This is a genomic window from Brucella sp. RRSP16 (assembly GCF_052246815.1).
GTDB lineage: Bacteria > Pseudomonadota > Alphaproteobacteria > Rhizobiales > Rhizobiaceae > Brucella > Brucella intermedia.
In genome coordinates this window covers 81,195-96,537 of record NZ_JBQQAM010000012.1, presented here as the reverse complement: position 1 = coordinate 96,537, position 15,343 = coordinate 81,195, and the positions used below count along the sequence as shown (strand labels likewise).

The following is a 15,343-nucleotide window of genomic DNA, read 5'->3' as shown; positions in this document are numbered from 1 at the left end:
TCAGCCCTCCATCCCCACACGCCAGGAATCCGCGAATATGCCGATAGCCTTCGGATCGAAGGTCACACGCGGCTCCGCGGGTATGTCCTCATCCTCGCCGACCACCACTGCCAGTTTCTGCCCTTCAAAGCCCGCGCGCACGATGCGGTAACGCCCGATATCCTCAATCTTGTCGATACGGATTGGCATGCCTTCACGACCGAGCTTTACAAACTCCGGCCGGATGCCCAGCTCGATTTGTGTCGAATGGCCAATCTGAGGAGTGCCGGGCAGGGAGATGGTTTGCGCGCCGACCGTGGCAGTTTGGCCGTCAATCCGGGCGGGCATGAGGTTCATGCCTGGAGAGCCGATGAAATAGCCGACGAATGTGTGCTTGGGGCGTTCGAACAGTTCAGCGGGCGTGCCGATCTGCACGATTTCTCCATTATGCATCACCACTACCCTGTCGGCGAATGTCAGCGCCTCGGTCTGGTCATGCGTGACATAAACCATGGTGAAACCCGATTGACGGTGCAGCCGCTTCAGCTGCGAACGCAGCACCCATTTCATATGTGGATCGATAACCGTCAGCGGTTCATCGAACAGGATCGCGTTGACGTTTGCGCGTACCAGACCTCGACCCAGTGAAATCTTCTGCTTCTGATCCGCAGTCAGTCCGCGTGCCCGTCGCCCGGCAATGCCGCCGAGATCGGTCATTTCGAGAATGTCCTTCACGCGGCGCTCCACTTCCGCTTCCGGCATGCGACGGTTGCGCAGGGGAAAGGCAAGATTGTCGAAAACAGTCATCGTGTCGTACGCGACGGGAAACTGGAAGACCTGCGCAATGTTACGGTCCTCGGTCGCCAGGCCGGTCACGTCCTGTCCATCGAAAAGAATGCGCCCCTCGGTCGGCTGCAGAAGACCGGAGATTATGTTGAGCAGGGTCGTCTTGCCGCAACCGGACGGGCCGAGCAGCGCATAGGCACTGCCGTCCTCCCACTCATGATTGACCATGTTCAGGGCGTATTCGCCTGCGGCCTGCGCCTTGGCATTATAGGCGTGGCGGATATGATCAAGAGTGATACGTGCCATCGCCGTCCTCCTATGCCGCCAAGCCGGCCGCGTGGCCGACGGCGCGACCGCTCTCATCGAATGCCATCAGATGCCGCGTGTCGAGGTAGACTTCGATTTCGCGGTCCGGTTCGATGATCTGGATACCGTGCGCCAGCATGACCCAGCGGTCGCCTTCGTAATCGAGATGGATGAAGCTTTCCGATCCGGCGATTTCGGACACAAGTGTTCGCGCCCGAATGGGAACTGTAGCGTTTTCCGCTGGACGGACGAGCAGATGATGCGGCTGGAACGCGATGGTTAGCGGACCGTCGCTTATATGGGCCAGCTGGCCCGGCACGGCGATGGCGGGGCGATCCGCCCGCAGGAAACGATCACCGGACTTGACCATGCGAGCCGTGTTCAAAGGCGGATCGGCAAATGTGCGTGCTGTGATGAGGTCGAGCGGGCGGCGATAGACGTCGATTGTTCTGCCAAACTGTGTGATGTGGCCTTCCGAAAGCGCAGCCGTATTGCCGCCGAGCAGCAGGGCCTCGGAAGGCTCGGTGGTTGCGTAGACGAAGATAGCGCCGGATTCGGCAAAGATGCGCGGCAGTTCCTCGCGTAATTCCTCCCGCAATTTGTAGTCGAGATTGGCCAGCGGTTCGTCGAGCAGGACGAGATTGGCCTTTTTCACGATGGCACGCGCGATCGCAGTGCGCTGTTGCTGGCCGCCGGAAAGGTTAAGCGGTGTTCGGTCCAGATAGGGCGTCAGCTTCAGAAGCTCTGCGGCCTTGCGAACCTCACTGTCGATTTCCGACTGAGACTTTCCTGCGATACGCATCGGCGAAGCGATGTTTTCATAAACGGTCAAGGCCGGGTAATTGATAAATTGCTGATAGACCATCGCCACATTGCGCTTCTGCACGGGCATGCCGGTAACATCCTGCTCGTCGAACAGAATTGAGCCTTCGCTTGGCTTGTCCAGTCCAGCCATGAGGCGCATGAGGGAGGTCTTGCCGGACAAGGTTGGTCCGAGCAACACATTCAGGCTCCCGCGTGGCAGGACCAGATTTGTCGGATGGATATGAGTGGCTCCTCCGACCGTCTTCGAGATATTTCGCAGTTCCAGCATATGTCCCGAGGCCTCCTCCAACCGTCGGAATTATTGCGCTTATTGGCATATCCTCTCAATATGGACTTCAAGGGGCTGTGCCTTATCCCTTGTGAGCAACTTGTGTCCTGCAAGCCGTTTCCGTGCTTCTTCGGAAAACACGCATATTCCAGTGCCATTCCGAACGCTGCCGAAGATGTGTTTCGCCAAAGGCTCCGCCCACCTTACCACAACCCCGGGCCGGGTGCTCGATGCGCGACAGTCTGCGGGCGCAACCGTGAGGCCGCGGCCTATGCTCGAGCAAACTCGAGGCGGATTACTTGGATAAGCATATAGCTTGCAGCTTTTGTCTAAGAAGAGGGCATGCGCATTAGCAACTGACATGTTCCTCCACCTGATCACACGTTCAGCCTTTGCGAGTGTGAAAGCCAAACAATGAAAATCGAAAACAAAAGGAAAGTCAAATGAAGATAATTGTTGCGTCCATGAAGAGAGGCGACCACGGCCTCGCTTCGCGACTAATGAGCGACCAAAGCCGTTCGCAGGCCCGCTGAGGTCAGCCTATCGAGACAAGCTCACGCGGAAGGGCATTCATCGTTTCCGCTCCGTGTGCGGTGATGAGGAATTGTTCCTCTATCATCAGCGCCCCCACGCCGTTTGCATAGAACGGAGCTTCCACAGCAAGCACCATATTAGGTTCAAAGACCATGGTGTTGGCATGCGAAATAAAGGGCCATTCCTCTATCCCGAGCGCTGAGCCGACGGAATGCCCGAAATGCCCGCGATAATATTCGCTGAAACCATGACGCCGCATGGTGGAGAGCATTGTTTCGTGGACCTGTCCGAATGTATTGCCGGGCTTCAGCAAGGCGATACCGGCATGGAACGTTTCAAAAAGCGCGTCGTAAATCTGCTTGGCAAGCGGCGCAGGCTCACCGTAGACATAGGTGCGCGCGCCATCTGAAGAATAGCCGTTCACCAGTGTGCCGACATCGGCCTTGATGAGGCCGCCTTCCGCCAATTGCGCCGCCGGGTTCTGCAGGTCAGGCCCGGTCGAGATATAAGCCCAGTGGCCGGACAGGCGCTGTCCGTGTGCTTCGGCGGCGCTTGTCGCTCCAGCCAGCCAGGCGTCGGAAAGCCCTGCCGCCGTGACGCCGGACCGCGCTGTCGCCGCCATTCTCTGCAAGCCGCCTTCCGCATAACGGGCGGCATTGCGCAGAAACTCGATCTCGCGGGCGCTCTTTATCAGGCGCAGTTGCTTGACGATGCGAGAGGCATCGCGCCATTGCACCGAGGGCAGGACTGCTTTCAGGCGCTCAAAATCGGCAGCCGGTACGAATTCGAGGTCGATCCCGATGCTCGCCCGAGCGAGGCCCCGTTCGGCAATCACGTCGGCAAGTAGCTGAAAGGCTGCCCTCTGGTCGAAGGTTTCCGGGCGCGGGCCGATATTGCCGCTCTCGCGATAGGCTGCGTTAATGTCTTCGATCGTGCGCGCGCCATGAACCGTAACGGCGTCGATCCAGATTCTGTGCGAGCGAAAGTCGATGTCATCAGTCGTGGTACCGGCTGCCGCCAGAGCCTGATCGCTGATAATGGCGCTTGAACGTGTCGAGGCATCTGCCGGAACAAGCGCTATGGCAGAGCCGGCGCGCCCCCACATTGTCGCCACGCCCGCCGCAATCCCTGTTGCATAGCGAAAGTTTTCAGGCTGAAAAAGCACCAAAGCCTCCAGGCCTTCCGCAGTAAGCAGTTCCTGTGCGCGGTGCCGGTCCATATAGCTCATGGCTGATCTTTCAAGGTTGGTGCTTTGTCGGTGTGGCTTATATCGGATGGTCCGAGCTGGCGTCCGGATGGTTTATCCAATCGATTGACTCTTTATAGAATAAATTTCTAATAATTCTCACTATCTCATCGTGTCGCCGCTTACCGATGCTCTCTCCGTCGCGGTATAACCGTCGTCAAGGCATGTTTCTCGAAAGCGGTACCGGTTTCGAAGTAAGACAGGCGCAAAAACAAATAGATAGAGTATTCCCGATAAAGCGGGAAATGCTCTGACGGAGAGCCCGGAAGGGCGCTTTCCACGCAGGAGAATAATATGGGCGGCTTCAACATTCGCAATCGCAAATCGGGATTGGCCTACTGGGGGCTGAGTGCAGCATTGGCCGTGGCCCTTGGTGCGGGTTCGTTCAGCCAGGCGCTGGCACAGGAAAGCGACCCCGACGCGACAATCAATATAGGTTCGCTCTATGAGCCGCAGAACCTCGATAATACGGCAGGCGCAGGGCAGGGCATCAACGAAGCGTTCAACGGCAATGTCTATGAAGCCCTCTTCCGGCTGGCCGATGACGGAAAGGTCGAGCCGGTCCTGTCGAAGGATTACAAAGTCAGCGATGACGGGCTTACCTATACGTTCAAGCTGCAACCGGGCGTGACATTTCACTCGGGCGCACCGCTGACTTCCAAGGATGTGAAGTTTTCCATCGAGCGCGTTGCCGCGCCGGAATCGAAAAGCTCGCGCAAAAGCAGTTTGAAATCCATTTCGGCTATCGAGACCCCTGACGATGAGACGGTTGTCGTCAAGTTGTCGTCGCGCTCGATCTCCCTGCCATACAATTTGAGCTATGTATGGGTGGTGAACGATGAAGCGAAGGATTTGCAGTCGAAGGAAGATGGGACCGGACCTTACGAGCTGGAAGACTGGCGTCGCGGTTCATCGCTGGCCATGAAGCGCTTCGATAAATATTGGGGAGCCAAGCCGAAAAACGGTGAGGTGGTGTTCCAGTATTTCACCGATGCGAGCGCGCTCAACAATGCATTGCTGACCGGGTCCGTCGATATCATCACGTCGGTCCAAAGCCCGGATTCGCTGGCACAGTTCAAGGACAATCCGGATTTCACCGTCAGTGAAGGGCAGTCCACTACCAAGCTGCTTCTAGCCTATAACGACCGCGTTGCGCCATTCGACAATGTGAAAGTACGCAAGGCACTTGCTCGCGCCATCGATGATCAGAAGCTGCTGAAGGCCGTATGGGGCGATTATGGCACGCTGATCGGCTCCTTCGTGCCGCCGACCGATCCGTGGTATGTCGATCTTACAAAGGTAGACGCCTATGATCCCGAAAGCGCCAAGGAGCTTTTGAAGGAAGCCGGTTATCCAGACGGCTTCACCTTCACCATCGACACGCCAAATTACGACCCGCACCCGATTGCCGCGCAGTTCATCCAGAGCGAACTGGCCAAGATCGGCGTAACGGTCAAGATCAACGTCATTACCGCCAATGAATGGTACACGAAGGTCTACAAGGCCCATGATTTCCAGGCCACCTTGCAGGAGCATGTGAACCACCGGGACATCGTGTTCTATGGCAATCCTGATTTCTACTGGGGTTATAACAATCCGAAGGTTGTCGATCTCATCAAGGAAGCGGAGGCGAGCGCGACCACGGACGAACAGACTGCAAAACTGACCGAGGCCAACAAGATCATTGCCGAGGACGCGGCCAGCAACTGGTTCTATCTCTATCCGCAGATCGTCGTTTCAAAGAAATCGGTCAGCGGTTACCCCCTCAACGGCCTGAATTCGCAGTTCTTCGCCTATGACATCATGAAGGCGGAATAATACCGCCTGTCGATATCGAGAACACGAACTCGACAGACCGCGCCGCCTGAATTATTTTCCGGCGGCGTTGTCACATTTGCATGAGGGTCTGAGCGCTGCCCCTCACATCGGAGAGGTAAACCCTATTTTCGCCTATGTCATACGCCGCTCGGCCATACTGGTCCTGTCGGTTCTCATCGCATCGATCGTACTGTTTCTGCTGTTGCGCCTGTTGCCGGGTGATCCTGCCAATGCGCTCGTTTCCGTAGGCGCGGATGCAGCGCAGATCGAGGCCGCGCGCAAACAGGTCGGGTCGGACCTGCCTCTCTATGAACAATTCCTGCGCTTCATCGGCAGTCTTTTGCGCTTCGATCTCGGTAATTCCTTCGTAAGTGGAGCACCGGTTCTGAGCGAAATCGGCAAGCGTCTGATCGTGACCGTGCCTTTGACGCTGATGGCCTTTCTCGTTGCCATCATCGTCGCGGTGCCGCTCGGTATCCTGTCGGTCGTGCGCCAGAACCGCTGGTATGGATCGCTTATATCTGTCGTTTCCCAGTTGGGTATCGCCGTGCCGGTTTTCTGGATCGGGATTCTCCTCGTCTGGATTTTTGCCGTCAAGCTGCGGTTGTTTCCCTCCGGCGGCTTTCCATCGCGCGGATGGCAGTCGGCGCCTGCTGCTTTTCAGGCGCTTGTATTGCCGGTCGCGACCATTGCCATCGTCATGTCGGCATCGTTGATCCGTTATGTTCGTTCCGCCACGCAGGATGTGCTTGGCAGCGATTATCTTCGCACCGCGCGGGCACTTGGCGCGACGTTCTCGCAGGCGCTCGTCCGTCACGGTATCCGCAACGGCGCGGTTCCCGTAATCTCCATTCTGGGGATCGAACTTGCATCGACATTGCTGGGTGCGGTTGTGGTCGAGCGCGTATTTTCGCTTCCCGGCCTCGGCTCGATGCTTCTGCTGGGCATAGAGCAGCGTGACTATCCTAACGTTCAGGGTGTGCTGTTCGTCTCGACGCTTCTGGTGCTGCTGGTGGGCTTTGCCGCGGACCTGCTGCAACGGCTGATCGACCCTCGTCTGCGCCAGCGATCAGCGGGAGGCGGAGCATGACGGAACCTGTGCAAATGGAGCTTTCCCATCCCCAGCCAGCCTACCGGTTGCCGTGGCCGCTGGTCGCGGGAGGATTGCTGCTCGGAGGGCATCTGGTTGTCGCTCTCCTTACGCTGGTGTGGACCCCATACGGCGTCGGCGAAATGGTGGGCGGACGGCTGGAAGCGCCTTCATGGCTGCATTGGGCCGGTACGGATCGTCTGGGACGCGATCTGATGACCCAAATCATGATCGGTTCACGCATTGCGCTTGTCGTCGGCTGCGGAGCCATCGCGATCAGCGCGGTAATTGGCGTGACGCTGGGTGTCCTCGCAGCCTTTGCGACACAGACGCTCGATGACGTTCTGGCTGCAACGCTCGATATCCTGATAGCCTTCCCCACGCTGCTGCTGGCCATGCTGATCGTTGCTTCCAGCGATGGCGCCAGCCTCACGACAGCGATAGTGGCCATCGGCATTGCCGGTTCGGCCATCGTGGCGCGTCTGACCCGCATCCTTGCCAAGCGCGTTCTGGCGATGGATTACATCACCGCCTCGCGTATTTCCGGCACATCCTGGTTCGGATTGGTCCGCATCCATGTGCTGCCGAATATCTGGCCGACATTGATCGTGAATTTCGCGCTCCAGTTCGGGCTGGCGGTCATCGCGGAAGCATCGCTTTCCTATCTCGGTCTAGGCGCTCCGCCGCCCAATTCCTCCTGGGGGCGATTGCTTCAGGAAGCGCAGGCGTCGGTTTATACGGCGCCCTTTGGCGCGATAGCGCCGGGTCTGGCGCTCGTGTCGCTGGTGATCGGGCTCAATCTGTTCGCAGACGGGCTGCGCGATGTGGCGGACCCGACGCGAAGGAGGCGACGTTGAGTACTTTGCTGCAAGTAGAGAATCTTCATATTGAAACCGGCGGCAAGCCGCTGGTCGCGGGCGTTTCGCTGTCTGTCGGCCAGGGAGAACGGGTCGGCCTGATCGGCGAATCCGGTTCAGGCAAGTCGCTGACGGCACTTGCAATCATGGGGCTTTTGCCGGACGGGATGCGTGCAAGCGGATCGGTCATGCTCGATGACCGTCAGGTCATCGGCGCACGCGACCGTGACTTGGTGCCGTTACGCGGCCAGAGCGTCGCGACGGTGTTTCAGGAGCCGATGACGGCGCTCGATCCCCTGATGCGGATCGGCAAGCAGGTCGGTCTGGTCGTCCACCGGCGCGCCGCAAGAGATGGCCGCAGGCTGGGAAAGAGTGAATTGAACGCACAGGTCCATGCACTTCTGGAACGCGTATCCCTGCCAGACCCGGAACGTATTGCCCGCTCCTGGCCGCATGAAATATCGGGCGGCCAGCGCCAGCGCGCAGCCATCGCCATGGCTCTTGCCTGCCGCCCCAAGCTTCTGATTGCAGACGAGCCGACGACAGCGCTCGATGTAACCACGCAGGCCGAGATTTTGAAACTGCTGGAACAGCTGGTGCGGGACGAGGGGATGGGGCTTCTGTTCATCAGCCACGATCTGCCGGTGGTCGCCACCGTTACCGAACGTGCGCTGGTTCTGCGGCAGGGACAGCTGATAGAAGAAGGGCCGGTCGCGGAGCTCTTCACCAACCCGCAGCAACCCTACACGCAGGGGCTCGTGTCTGCTGCGCGGGCGTTCGATGCTGCGCTGGAGGTTGCGCGATGACGTTGATGGATCTTTCGCGCGTTTCCTTCGCCTATACAGGCGGCAAGACGGTCCTGCACGATGTCGATCTGAGGCTTGAAACCGGAAGCAATCTCGGCATTGTCGGTGAGTCCGGATCAGGCAAGACGACCATGTTGAAATTGCTGCTCGGATTGCAGCGCGCTTCTTCGGGGAATGTATCGTTTCGCGGCCATCCTCTGGATATCCGCAATCGCAGTTTCATGCGCGACTTCCGCCGTTCCGTCCAGGCGGTTTTTCAGGATCCCTATTCATCGCTCGATCCGCGTCAGCGCGTATTCGACATTATCGCGGAACCGTTGCGATCCCTGAAAATCCAGACTGATATTGCGCAGGCAGTTGCACAGGCGCTTGCTTCCGTCGATCTGCCGGCGGATGCGGCTCGCCGCTATCCGCACGAGTTTTCAGGCGGCCAGCGCCAGCGCATCGCCATTGCCCGGGCGATCGTCTCGCAGCCCGACCTCATCATCGCCGACGAGGTGGTAAGTGCTCTCGACCTCACGACGCGCGCCCGCATCATCGACCTCATGCGCTCACTTTCAGAACGGACCACTTTCGTGGTGGTGTCGCACGATATTGCGCTGGTCGCCCTGCTATGTGAACGGCTGATCGTTCTGGAAAAGGGCCGGATCGTGGAGCAGGGCAATACGCGGGATATTCTTTCCGATCCGCAGCATAGCTACACCAGAAAGCTTCTGACGAGTTTGCCGCGGATGCCCGAGCAGGCTTCCTGAGCGCCAAACTGGAAAGGAGCGGCATGACCGCTCCTTTCCTGATGACGCCCGCGGATCGTCAGGATGTTACTTGCGCAGTTCAGCCTCGATCTGATCGAGAACCTGATCCTTGCCGATGCCGGTCAGGAAGGGCAGTCCCTTGATGACGGGCTTGTTCACCGAGGCTGAAATAGGCGTGGTGGAAACAATGAAATCCACATTGTCGGCCAGCGAAGCAACTTCGGTCGCTTTTGCCTGCTGGGCATTGAAGGTGAGCCCGCGCTTTTTCATTTCTTCGGTAACGGTCGCGTTCACCGCCGTGGATGTCGCTACACCCGTGCCGCAAGCGAAGAGAATTGTTTTTATTCTGGCCATGGGTTCCTCCAAGTTCATTCATTAAGAGCGGAGGCGGCCTGATTGAGTGCGACCGCGCTTCCTGTTTGTTTTGAACCACGCATCTTTTCCTAAAACTGTGAAAAAGCTCTCGGGAGACGCTTCATTGCAGCGCGGTTTGAACGTCTTCCAGCGTGCGCGCCGCTTTCAGCCGGTCGAGTGCATCAGCATCCTGTATGGTCGCCATGATCTGCTGCAGTGTTTCAATCTGTTTGTCCTTGTCGTTGATGGCAAGCAGAAAGACATATCCCACAGGAACAGCTTCTTCTGGGTCTTCCATATTGGCAAATTCAATCGGCGATTTCAGCGTCGCCAGGGCAATTCCGGCCTTGAGGACATGCTCGGGGTCCGTGTGAGGCACGGCAACATTCTCCTCGCGCTCAAGCGGCAGTCCCGTGGGCATCGACAGTTCACGACTGACAACGGCATCGGCATAGCTCGGCTTCACATAGCCCAGCCTCTCCAGTTTACCCGCCAGGATGCGGATGATTTCTTCATTGGTTTTCGCTTCGCTCTGAAGCTCAATCGCTTGCGGGTCGAGAAAATCTATCAGGCCAGCTGCCATTGCATTCTCCGTTTTAGACAAGATCGCACGTCGATCTCGACGTGCGACTTTGATTTCTGCGCCGATCACTGCTGCCATCAGGCAGCAATTTCGTCCGCCGGTTCGTCCTCCGCACCTGCGGCGCGTTCCCATGCCAGCGTGTTGCGGCGATAGAGCATGAACAGTGCCGCAATGACCACGGCGATCACAGCGATACCAATAGCACCAAGCCACTGGATGGCCGAGATGATGACATATGGCACCCACAGGAAACCGTCGACCACGGACGTAATCTGCAGGGCGTTTTCAGGCAGCTTGAAGCCCGATGAAACGGCAGCGCTGGTGAACAACGGTGCGAGAGCGTTGGCGACATAGAAGCCGATGGCCAGCGTAATCGTTCCGACGACGACCATGCGGAACACGTTTCCTTTCAGGAGCGGTGCAGTCATGGCGACGATGAACGGAATGACGGCGAGGTCGGCAAACAGGATCACGCGGTTGCCCGGCAGGATGACCGACAGGATGATCGCAATCGGCACGAGAATGAGCGAGGACGAAATCGCCGCCGGATGTCCGATGAGGATAGCCGAGTCGAGGCCGACGAGAAGTTCGCGGTCGCCGGTGCGCTTGCGCACGAATTCCTGCGCCGCGTCCGATACCGGCAACAGGCCTTCCATCAGGATTTTGACCATGCGCGGCAGAAGCAGCATGACCGCTGCAAGCGTCATGCCGGTGCCGAGAACTTTTGCCAGGATAGTTCCGAAATCGCCCGCATTGTAAAATGCTATGAGGCCGAGCACCAGACCGATGATGAGGCCGAGCACGACCGGTTCACCGAACACGCCGAAGCGGCGTTCGATGGTTTCGGTGCTGATATTGATTTTGTTGATGCCGGGAATGCGATCCATGATCCAGTTGAGGATGATCGCAATCGGCAGAATCTGCGCGGAAGCCAGATGCGGTACGGAAACGCCCGGCACGCCATAGAATTGCTGCACGGCGCGCGCGGACCAGTCTGCGAACAACAGCGATAGAGCGGCAACGAGCGCTGCAATGATGATGCCATAGGCGAGGTTGTCGGTTGCAGCGACGACCAGTGAGCCGACAAAGGCAAAGTGCCAGAAATTCCACACGTCCACATTCAGCGTGCGCGTCCAGCGTAGCAGCAGAAGCGCGATGTTGACGAGAATGCCGACCGGAATGACCCATAAGCCCACTGACGAGCCGAAGGCAATTGCAGCAGCGGAAGGCCAGCCGACATCGACGATATCGCGCTTGATGCCGGTATTGGTGACGATGGCCTGCGCCACTTCACCGATAGAGGTGAACATCAGGCCCAGAACCAGATTGATACCGATGAAAGCCACGCCGATGGTCACGGCTGCGCGGAAGGCCTTGCCCACTTTTGCGCCAAGTACGACGGCAATGATGAAGATGACAATCGGCAGCAGAACCGTTGCCCCCAGTGTATCGATTGCCGATTTCAGCCCGCTCAGAAATGCGTCCATTTATTTCTCCTCCCCCCGGGGCACTTTCCCAAAGTGCGCCGAGCTAACAGAACGCCATTATTAGCTCGCACGTATCGACGTTTCAAAAAGTGAACCGGGCGAAACGGCAGAACATTTGTATTCTATATCAAACCAAAGTTGAATAACAATATGGCATCTGGATGCTCCGGCTCGCGGCCCCTGAATGAACACTGGTATTGACTTAAAAACAAATGTTCATTAATCCATAGGGTATCAGAGGAGACTGCGAGAATTTTTGCAGGGAGGTTCAGGAGGAAACGATGGCAACCAATGTGGCGTTGACAGGTTTGGCGCGTGACATGCAGGCGCGTGCGGATAGTGGGCGGCCCATTCGCATCGGCCTGATCGGCTCGGGCGAGATGGGCACGGATATCGTCACGCGCGTTGCGCATATGCCCGGCATCGAAATCGGCGCCATCTCCGAACTGCGTATTCCCAACGCCCTGAAAGCGGTCGATATTGCTTTCCAGGAAGAAGGCCATGGCCGCGAGGTTTCGACCGCTTCCGATCTGACTGCCGCCATGGAGGCGCACAAGGTCGCCGTAACCGACAACGCCGATCTAATCCTTGAAAACGACCTTATCGATGTCGTGATCGATGCGACTGGAGTTCCTGCTGTCGGCGCCGAAATCGGCTTGCGCGCCATGGAGCATGGCAAGCATCTCGTCATGATGAATGTCGAAGCGGACGTCACGATCGGCGCTTACCTGAAAGCGGAGGCCGAACGTCTCGGCGTCACCTATTCACTGGGTGCCGGCGATGAGCCGTCGTCATGCATGGAGCTGATCGAGTTCGTGACCGCGATGGGCCATCCGATTGTGGCTGCAGGAAAGGGCAAGAACAATCCGCTCAACATCGATGCTGTTCCCGACCAATATATGGAAGAAGCCACGCGCCGAAACATGAATGTGCGCATGTTGGTGGAATTCGTGGATGGTTCGAAAACCATGGTCGAAATGGCCGCCATTGCCAATGCCACGGGTCTTGTCCCGGATAAGGCTGGCATGCATGGCCCTGCTGCAACGCTCGACCAGCTCAACAAGACACTGATCCCTGAAAAGGACGGCGGCGTGCTGTCGAAGGTCGGCGTGGTCGATTATTCCATCGGCAAGGGCGTAGCTCCGGGCGTGTTTGTCGTGGCCGACATGTCGCATCCGCGTATTTCCGAGCGTATGGAAGATTTGAAGATGGGCAAGGGTCCATATTTCACATTCCATCGTCCATATCACCTGACTTCCCTCGAAGTGCCGCTCACCTGTGCCCGGGTGGTGCTCTACGGCAAGCCGGACATGGTGCCGCTTTCAAAGCCGGTCGCGGAAGTGGCCGCGGTTGCAAAGAAGGACATGCAGCCAGGCGAAAAGCTCGATGCGATTGGCGAATATTGCTACCGCGCGTGGATCATGACCTCAGGCGAAGCGCGTAGCGCGCATGCGATCCCTTGCGGGCTTCTGCAGGGCGGCAGCGTGACCAGGCCGATCAAAAAGGGCGAGCTCATCACCTACGATAACGCGGCTGTTGCTCCCGGTTCCAGGATTGCCGAGCTGCGCGCGCGTCAGGACAAGCTCGTTTACGGAGCGTAAGGACAAACATCATGGTTCAAGCCAAAAAAGTCGAACCGCAGGATACGGGCGACCGTCACAACTTGCCCTATGCCTTCCGCACCTATTCGCCGGATCAGCTGAAAGAAGCGCTGCACAAGATGTATCTCATCCGCCGCTTTGAAGAGGGGGCGGAGGAAAGCTACACGCGTGGCCTCATTCACGGAACAATGCATCTTTCCATCGGGCAGGAAGCAAGCGCGATGGGCTCCTGTTTGCCGCTCAACGACGACGACATGATCACATCCACCCATCGCGGTCACGGCCACTGCATCGCCAAGGGCGCGGACGTGAAGCGCATGTTTGCCGAGTTTTTCGGCAAGGAAACCGGCTATTGCAAGGGCCGTGGCGGCTCCATGCACATCGCCGATGTTTCCAAGGGCAATCTTGGCGCAAACGGTATTGTGGGCGGCGGTATTCCGATTGCGGTAGGTGCTGCGCTTTCCGCCAAGAAACAGAAAAACGGCAAGGTTGTCGTGTCGTTCTTCGGTGATGGCGCGAACAATGAAGGTGCCTTCCACGAAGCTCTCAATATGGCTTCGGTGTGGAAGCTCCCGGTCGTTTTCGTCTGCGAAAACAACGGTTACGGCATGTCCACCTCCACGAGGCGATCGACGGCGGTTGCGAATATCGCCGACCGCGCATCGGCCTATAACATGCCGGGCGTGATCGTGGATGGCAATAATCTGTCCGAAGTGGCGGAAGCCGTCAGCGAGGCCACGGAGCGCGCACGGCGCGGGGATGGACCAACGCTGATCGAAAACAAGACTTACCGTATCCGCGGTCATTCCAAGAGCGACCGCAACCGGTATCGTACCAAGGAAGAAATCGAGCATTGGCAGAATGATCGCGATCCAATCGCGCATTTCGAGGCTGATCTGAAAGCCTATGGTTTCATCAACGACGCCGAGATCGAGGCAATCCGCGCCGAGGTCGAGAAGGAAATCGCCGAGGCGATTGAATTCGCCAGGAACAGCCCCGCGCCCGATCTTACCAATCTGACCCGCGACGTTTACACGGACGATATTTGAACATGGACACGACAATCCGTGAGTTGAGCTATTCGCAAGCCATTCAGGAAGCCATGGCGATTGCCATGGAGCGCGATGATCGCGTGTTTCTGATGGGCGAAGATATTGGCGTGTATGGCGGCGCATTTCAGGTGACCGGTGATCTTGTCCATCGCTTCGGTGAAGACCGCGTTATGGATACGCCGATTTCGGAACTGGGGGGCGCTGGCGTAGCGGTTGGTGCGGCATTGACCGGCATGCGTCCGATATTCGAGTTCCAGTTTTCCGATTTTGCTGCCCTCGGTATGGAGCAGATCGTCAACCAGGCGGCAAAAATCCGCTACATGCTTGGCGGCGCTGTGTCCGTGCCGCTGGTCATGCGCTTTCCGGCAGGCTCTGGAACGGGCGCTGCGGCGCAGCATAGCCAGAGCCTTGAGGCATGGCTCGGGCATGTTCCGGGCCTGAAGGTCCTCCAGCCTTCCACCCCGCATGACGCCAAAGGCATGTTGCTGGCGGCCGTCGAAGATCCAGACCCTGTAATGATCTTTGAGCACAAGCTGCTTTACAAGATGAAAGGCCCTGTTCCCGAAGGCTTCTACACGGTTCCTATCGGCAAGGCGGAAGTGGTGCGCGAAGGTCGCGACCTGACCATTGTTGCAACCGCCATCATGGTGCACAAGGCGCTCGATGCGGCTGGCGAACTTGCCCGGGAAGGGATCGACGTTGAAGTGATCGACCTGCGCACGGTACGTCCGATCGATCGCGAAACCATCATCAAAAGCGTCAAGAAGACGTCCAGGCTGCTCTGCGTTTATGAAGCGGTGAAGACGCTTGGCATCGGTGCTGAAATCTCCGCAATCGTCGCAGAAAGCGATGCTTTCGACTATCTGGACGCACCAATCGTGCGCCTTGGCGGTGCCGAAACTCCAATTCCTTATAATCCCGACCTCGAGCGCGCAACCGTTCCACAGGTGCCCGACATTTTGAGAAGCGCTCGCGATCTGGTTAAGGGAGTGCGCTGAC

Annotated in this window: 14 protein-coding genes; 8 read left to right on the top strand and 6 right to left on the bottom strand. The window is 57.9% G+C overall.

Annotated elements, in window-relative coordinates:
* From ACS5UA_RS18440 to ACS5UA_RS18430, 3 genes are all read right to left on the bottom strand, one after another.
* The gene (locus tag ACS5UA_RS18440; protein WP_443101600.1) at positions 1–1,071 is read right to left on the bottom strand and encodes an ABC transporter ATP-binding protein; all 1,071 of its coding nucleotides are present in this window, start codon (positions 1,069–1,071) and stop codon (positions 1–3) included.
* Between the two features lie 10 nt (positions 1,072–1,081).
* Entirely contained in the window at positions 1,082–2,164 is a 1,083-nt protein-coding gene (locus tag ACS5UA_RS18435) for an ABC transporter ATP-binding protein (RefSeq protein WP_443101599.1), read from the bottom strand.
* 535 nt (positions 2,165–2,699) lie between these two features.
* The gene (locus ACS5UA_RS18430) at positions 2,700–3,926 is read right to left on the bottom strand and encodes a M24 family metallopeptidase (RefSeq protein ID WP_443101598.1); all 1,227 of its coding nucleotides are present in this window, start codon (positions 3,924–3,926) and stop codon (positions 2,700–2,702) included.
* 312 nt (positions 3,927–4,238) lie between these two features.
* Between ACS5UA_RS18430 and ACS5UA_RS18425 the strand changes: the two genes are divergently transcribed.
* From ACS5UA_RS18425 to ACS5UA_RS18405, 5 genes are all read left to right on the top strand, one after another.
* Positions 4,239–5,762 (top strand): ABC transporter substrate-binding protein, encoded by a 1,524-nt coding sequence (locus ACS5UA_RS18425; RefSeq protein ID WP_443101597.1) that lies wholly within the window; start codon positions 4,239–4,241, stop codon positions 5,760–5,762.
* A gap of 124 nt (positions 5,763–5,886) precedes the next feature.
* On the top strand, positions 5,887–6,852 hold the full coding sequence (locus ACS5UA_RS18420; RefSeq protein ID WP_151570966.1) for an ABC transporter permease: 966 nt from the start codon (positions 5,887–5,889) through the stop codon (positions 6,850–6,852).
* Positions 6,849–7,709, top strand: coding sequence for an ABC transporter permease (locus tag ACS5UA_RS18415; RefSeq protein WP_443101596.1), 861 nt, complete (start codon positions 6,849–6,851; stop codon positions 7,707–7,709). The genes ACS5UA_RS18420 and ACS5UA_RS18415 overlap by 4 nt, the downstream gene beginning before the upstream one ends.
* Positions 7,706–8,515, top strand: coding sequence for an ATP-binding cassette domain-containing protein (locus ACS5UA_RS18410; protein ID WP_443101595.1), 810 nt, complete (start codon positions 7,706–7,708; stop codon positions 8,513–8,515). Before ACS5UA_RS18415 ends, ACS5UA_RS18410 begins: the two co-directional genes overlap by 4 nt.
* Positions 8,512–9,267 (top strand): ABC transporter ATP-binding protein, encoded by a 756-nt coding sequence (locus ACS5UA_RS18405; protein ID WP_443101594.1) that lies wholly within the window; start codon positions 8,512–8,514, stop codon positions 9,265–9,267. The genes ACS5UA_RS18410 and ACS5UA_RS18405 overlap by 4 nt, the downstream gene beginning before the upstream one ends.
* A 66-nt stretch (positions 9,268–9,333) precedes the next feature.
* Here ACS5UA_RS18405 and ACS5UA_RS18400 read toward each other — a convergent pair whose 3' ends face one another.
* From ACS5UA_RS18400 to ACS5UA_RS18390, 3 genes are all read right to left on the bottom strand, one after another.
* Positions 9,334–9,621: a PTS sugar transporter subunit IIB gene (locus ACS5UA_RS18400; RefSeq protein ID WP_006471854.1), complete on the bottom strand. Its 288-nt coding sequence runs from the start codon at positions 9,619–9,621 to the stop codon at positions 9,334–9,336.
* 121 nt (positions 9,622–9,742) lie between these two features.
* The gene (locus ACS5UA_RS18395; protein ID WP_196108460.1) at positions 9,743–10,204 is read right to left on the bottom strand and encodes a PTS sugar transporter subunit IIA; all 462 of its coding nucleotides are present in this window, start codon (positions 10,202–10,204) and stop codon (positions 9,743–9,745) included.
* A gap of 77 nt (positions 10,205–10,281) precedes the next feature.
* The gene (locus tag ACS5UA_RS18390) at positions 10,282–11,691 is read right to left on the bottom strand and encodes a PTS galactitol transporter subunit IIC (RefSeq protein WP_006471856.1); all 1,410 of its coding nucleotides are present in this window, start codon (positions 11,689–11,691) and stop codon (positions 10,282–10,284) included.
* Positions 11,692–11,972: 281 nt separating this feature from the next.
* Between ACS5UA_RS18390 and ACS5UA_RS18385 the strand changes: the two genes are divergently transcribed.
* Genes ACS5UA_RS18385 through ACS5UA_RS18375 form a run of 3 tightly spaced genes read left to right on the top strand, consistent with a single transcriptional unit; the run spans position 11,973 to position 15,342 of the window.
* On the top strand, positions 11,973–13,292 hold the full coding sequence (locus ACS5UA_RS18385) for an NAD(P)H-dependent oxidoreductase (protein ID WP_151658360.1): 1,320 nt from the start codon (positions 11,973–11,975) through the stop codon (positions 13,290–13,292).
* A gap of 11 nt (positions 13,293–13,303) precedes the next feature.
* Complete coding sequence (locus tag ACS5UA_RS18380; protein ID WP_021585706.1) at positions 13,304–14,341, top strand: thiamine pyrophosphate-dependent dehydrogenase E1 component subunit alpha; 1,038 nt, start codon at positions 13,304–13,306, stop codon at positions 14,339–14,341.
* A gap of 2 nt (positions 14,342–14,343) precedes the next feature.
* Positions 14,344–15,342 (top strand): alpha-ketoacid dehydrogenase subunit beta, encoded by a 999-nt coding sequence (locus tag ACS5UA_RS18375; RefSeq protein WP_025091127.1) that lies wholly within the window; start codon positions 14,344–14,346, stop codon positions 15,340–15,342.
* The last annotated feature ends 1 nt before the right edge of the window (position 15,343 follow it).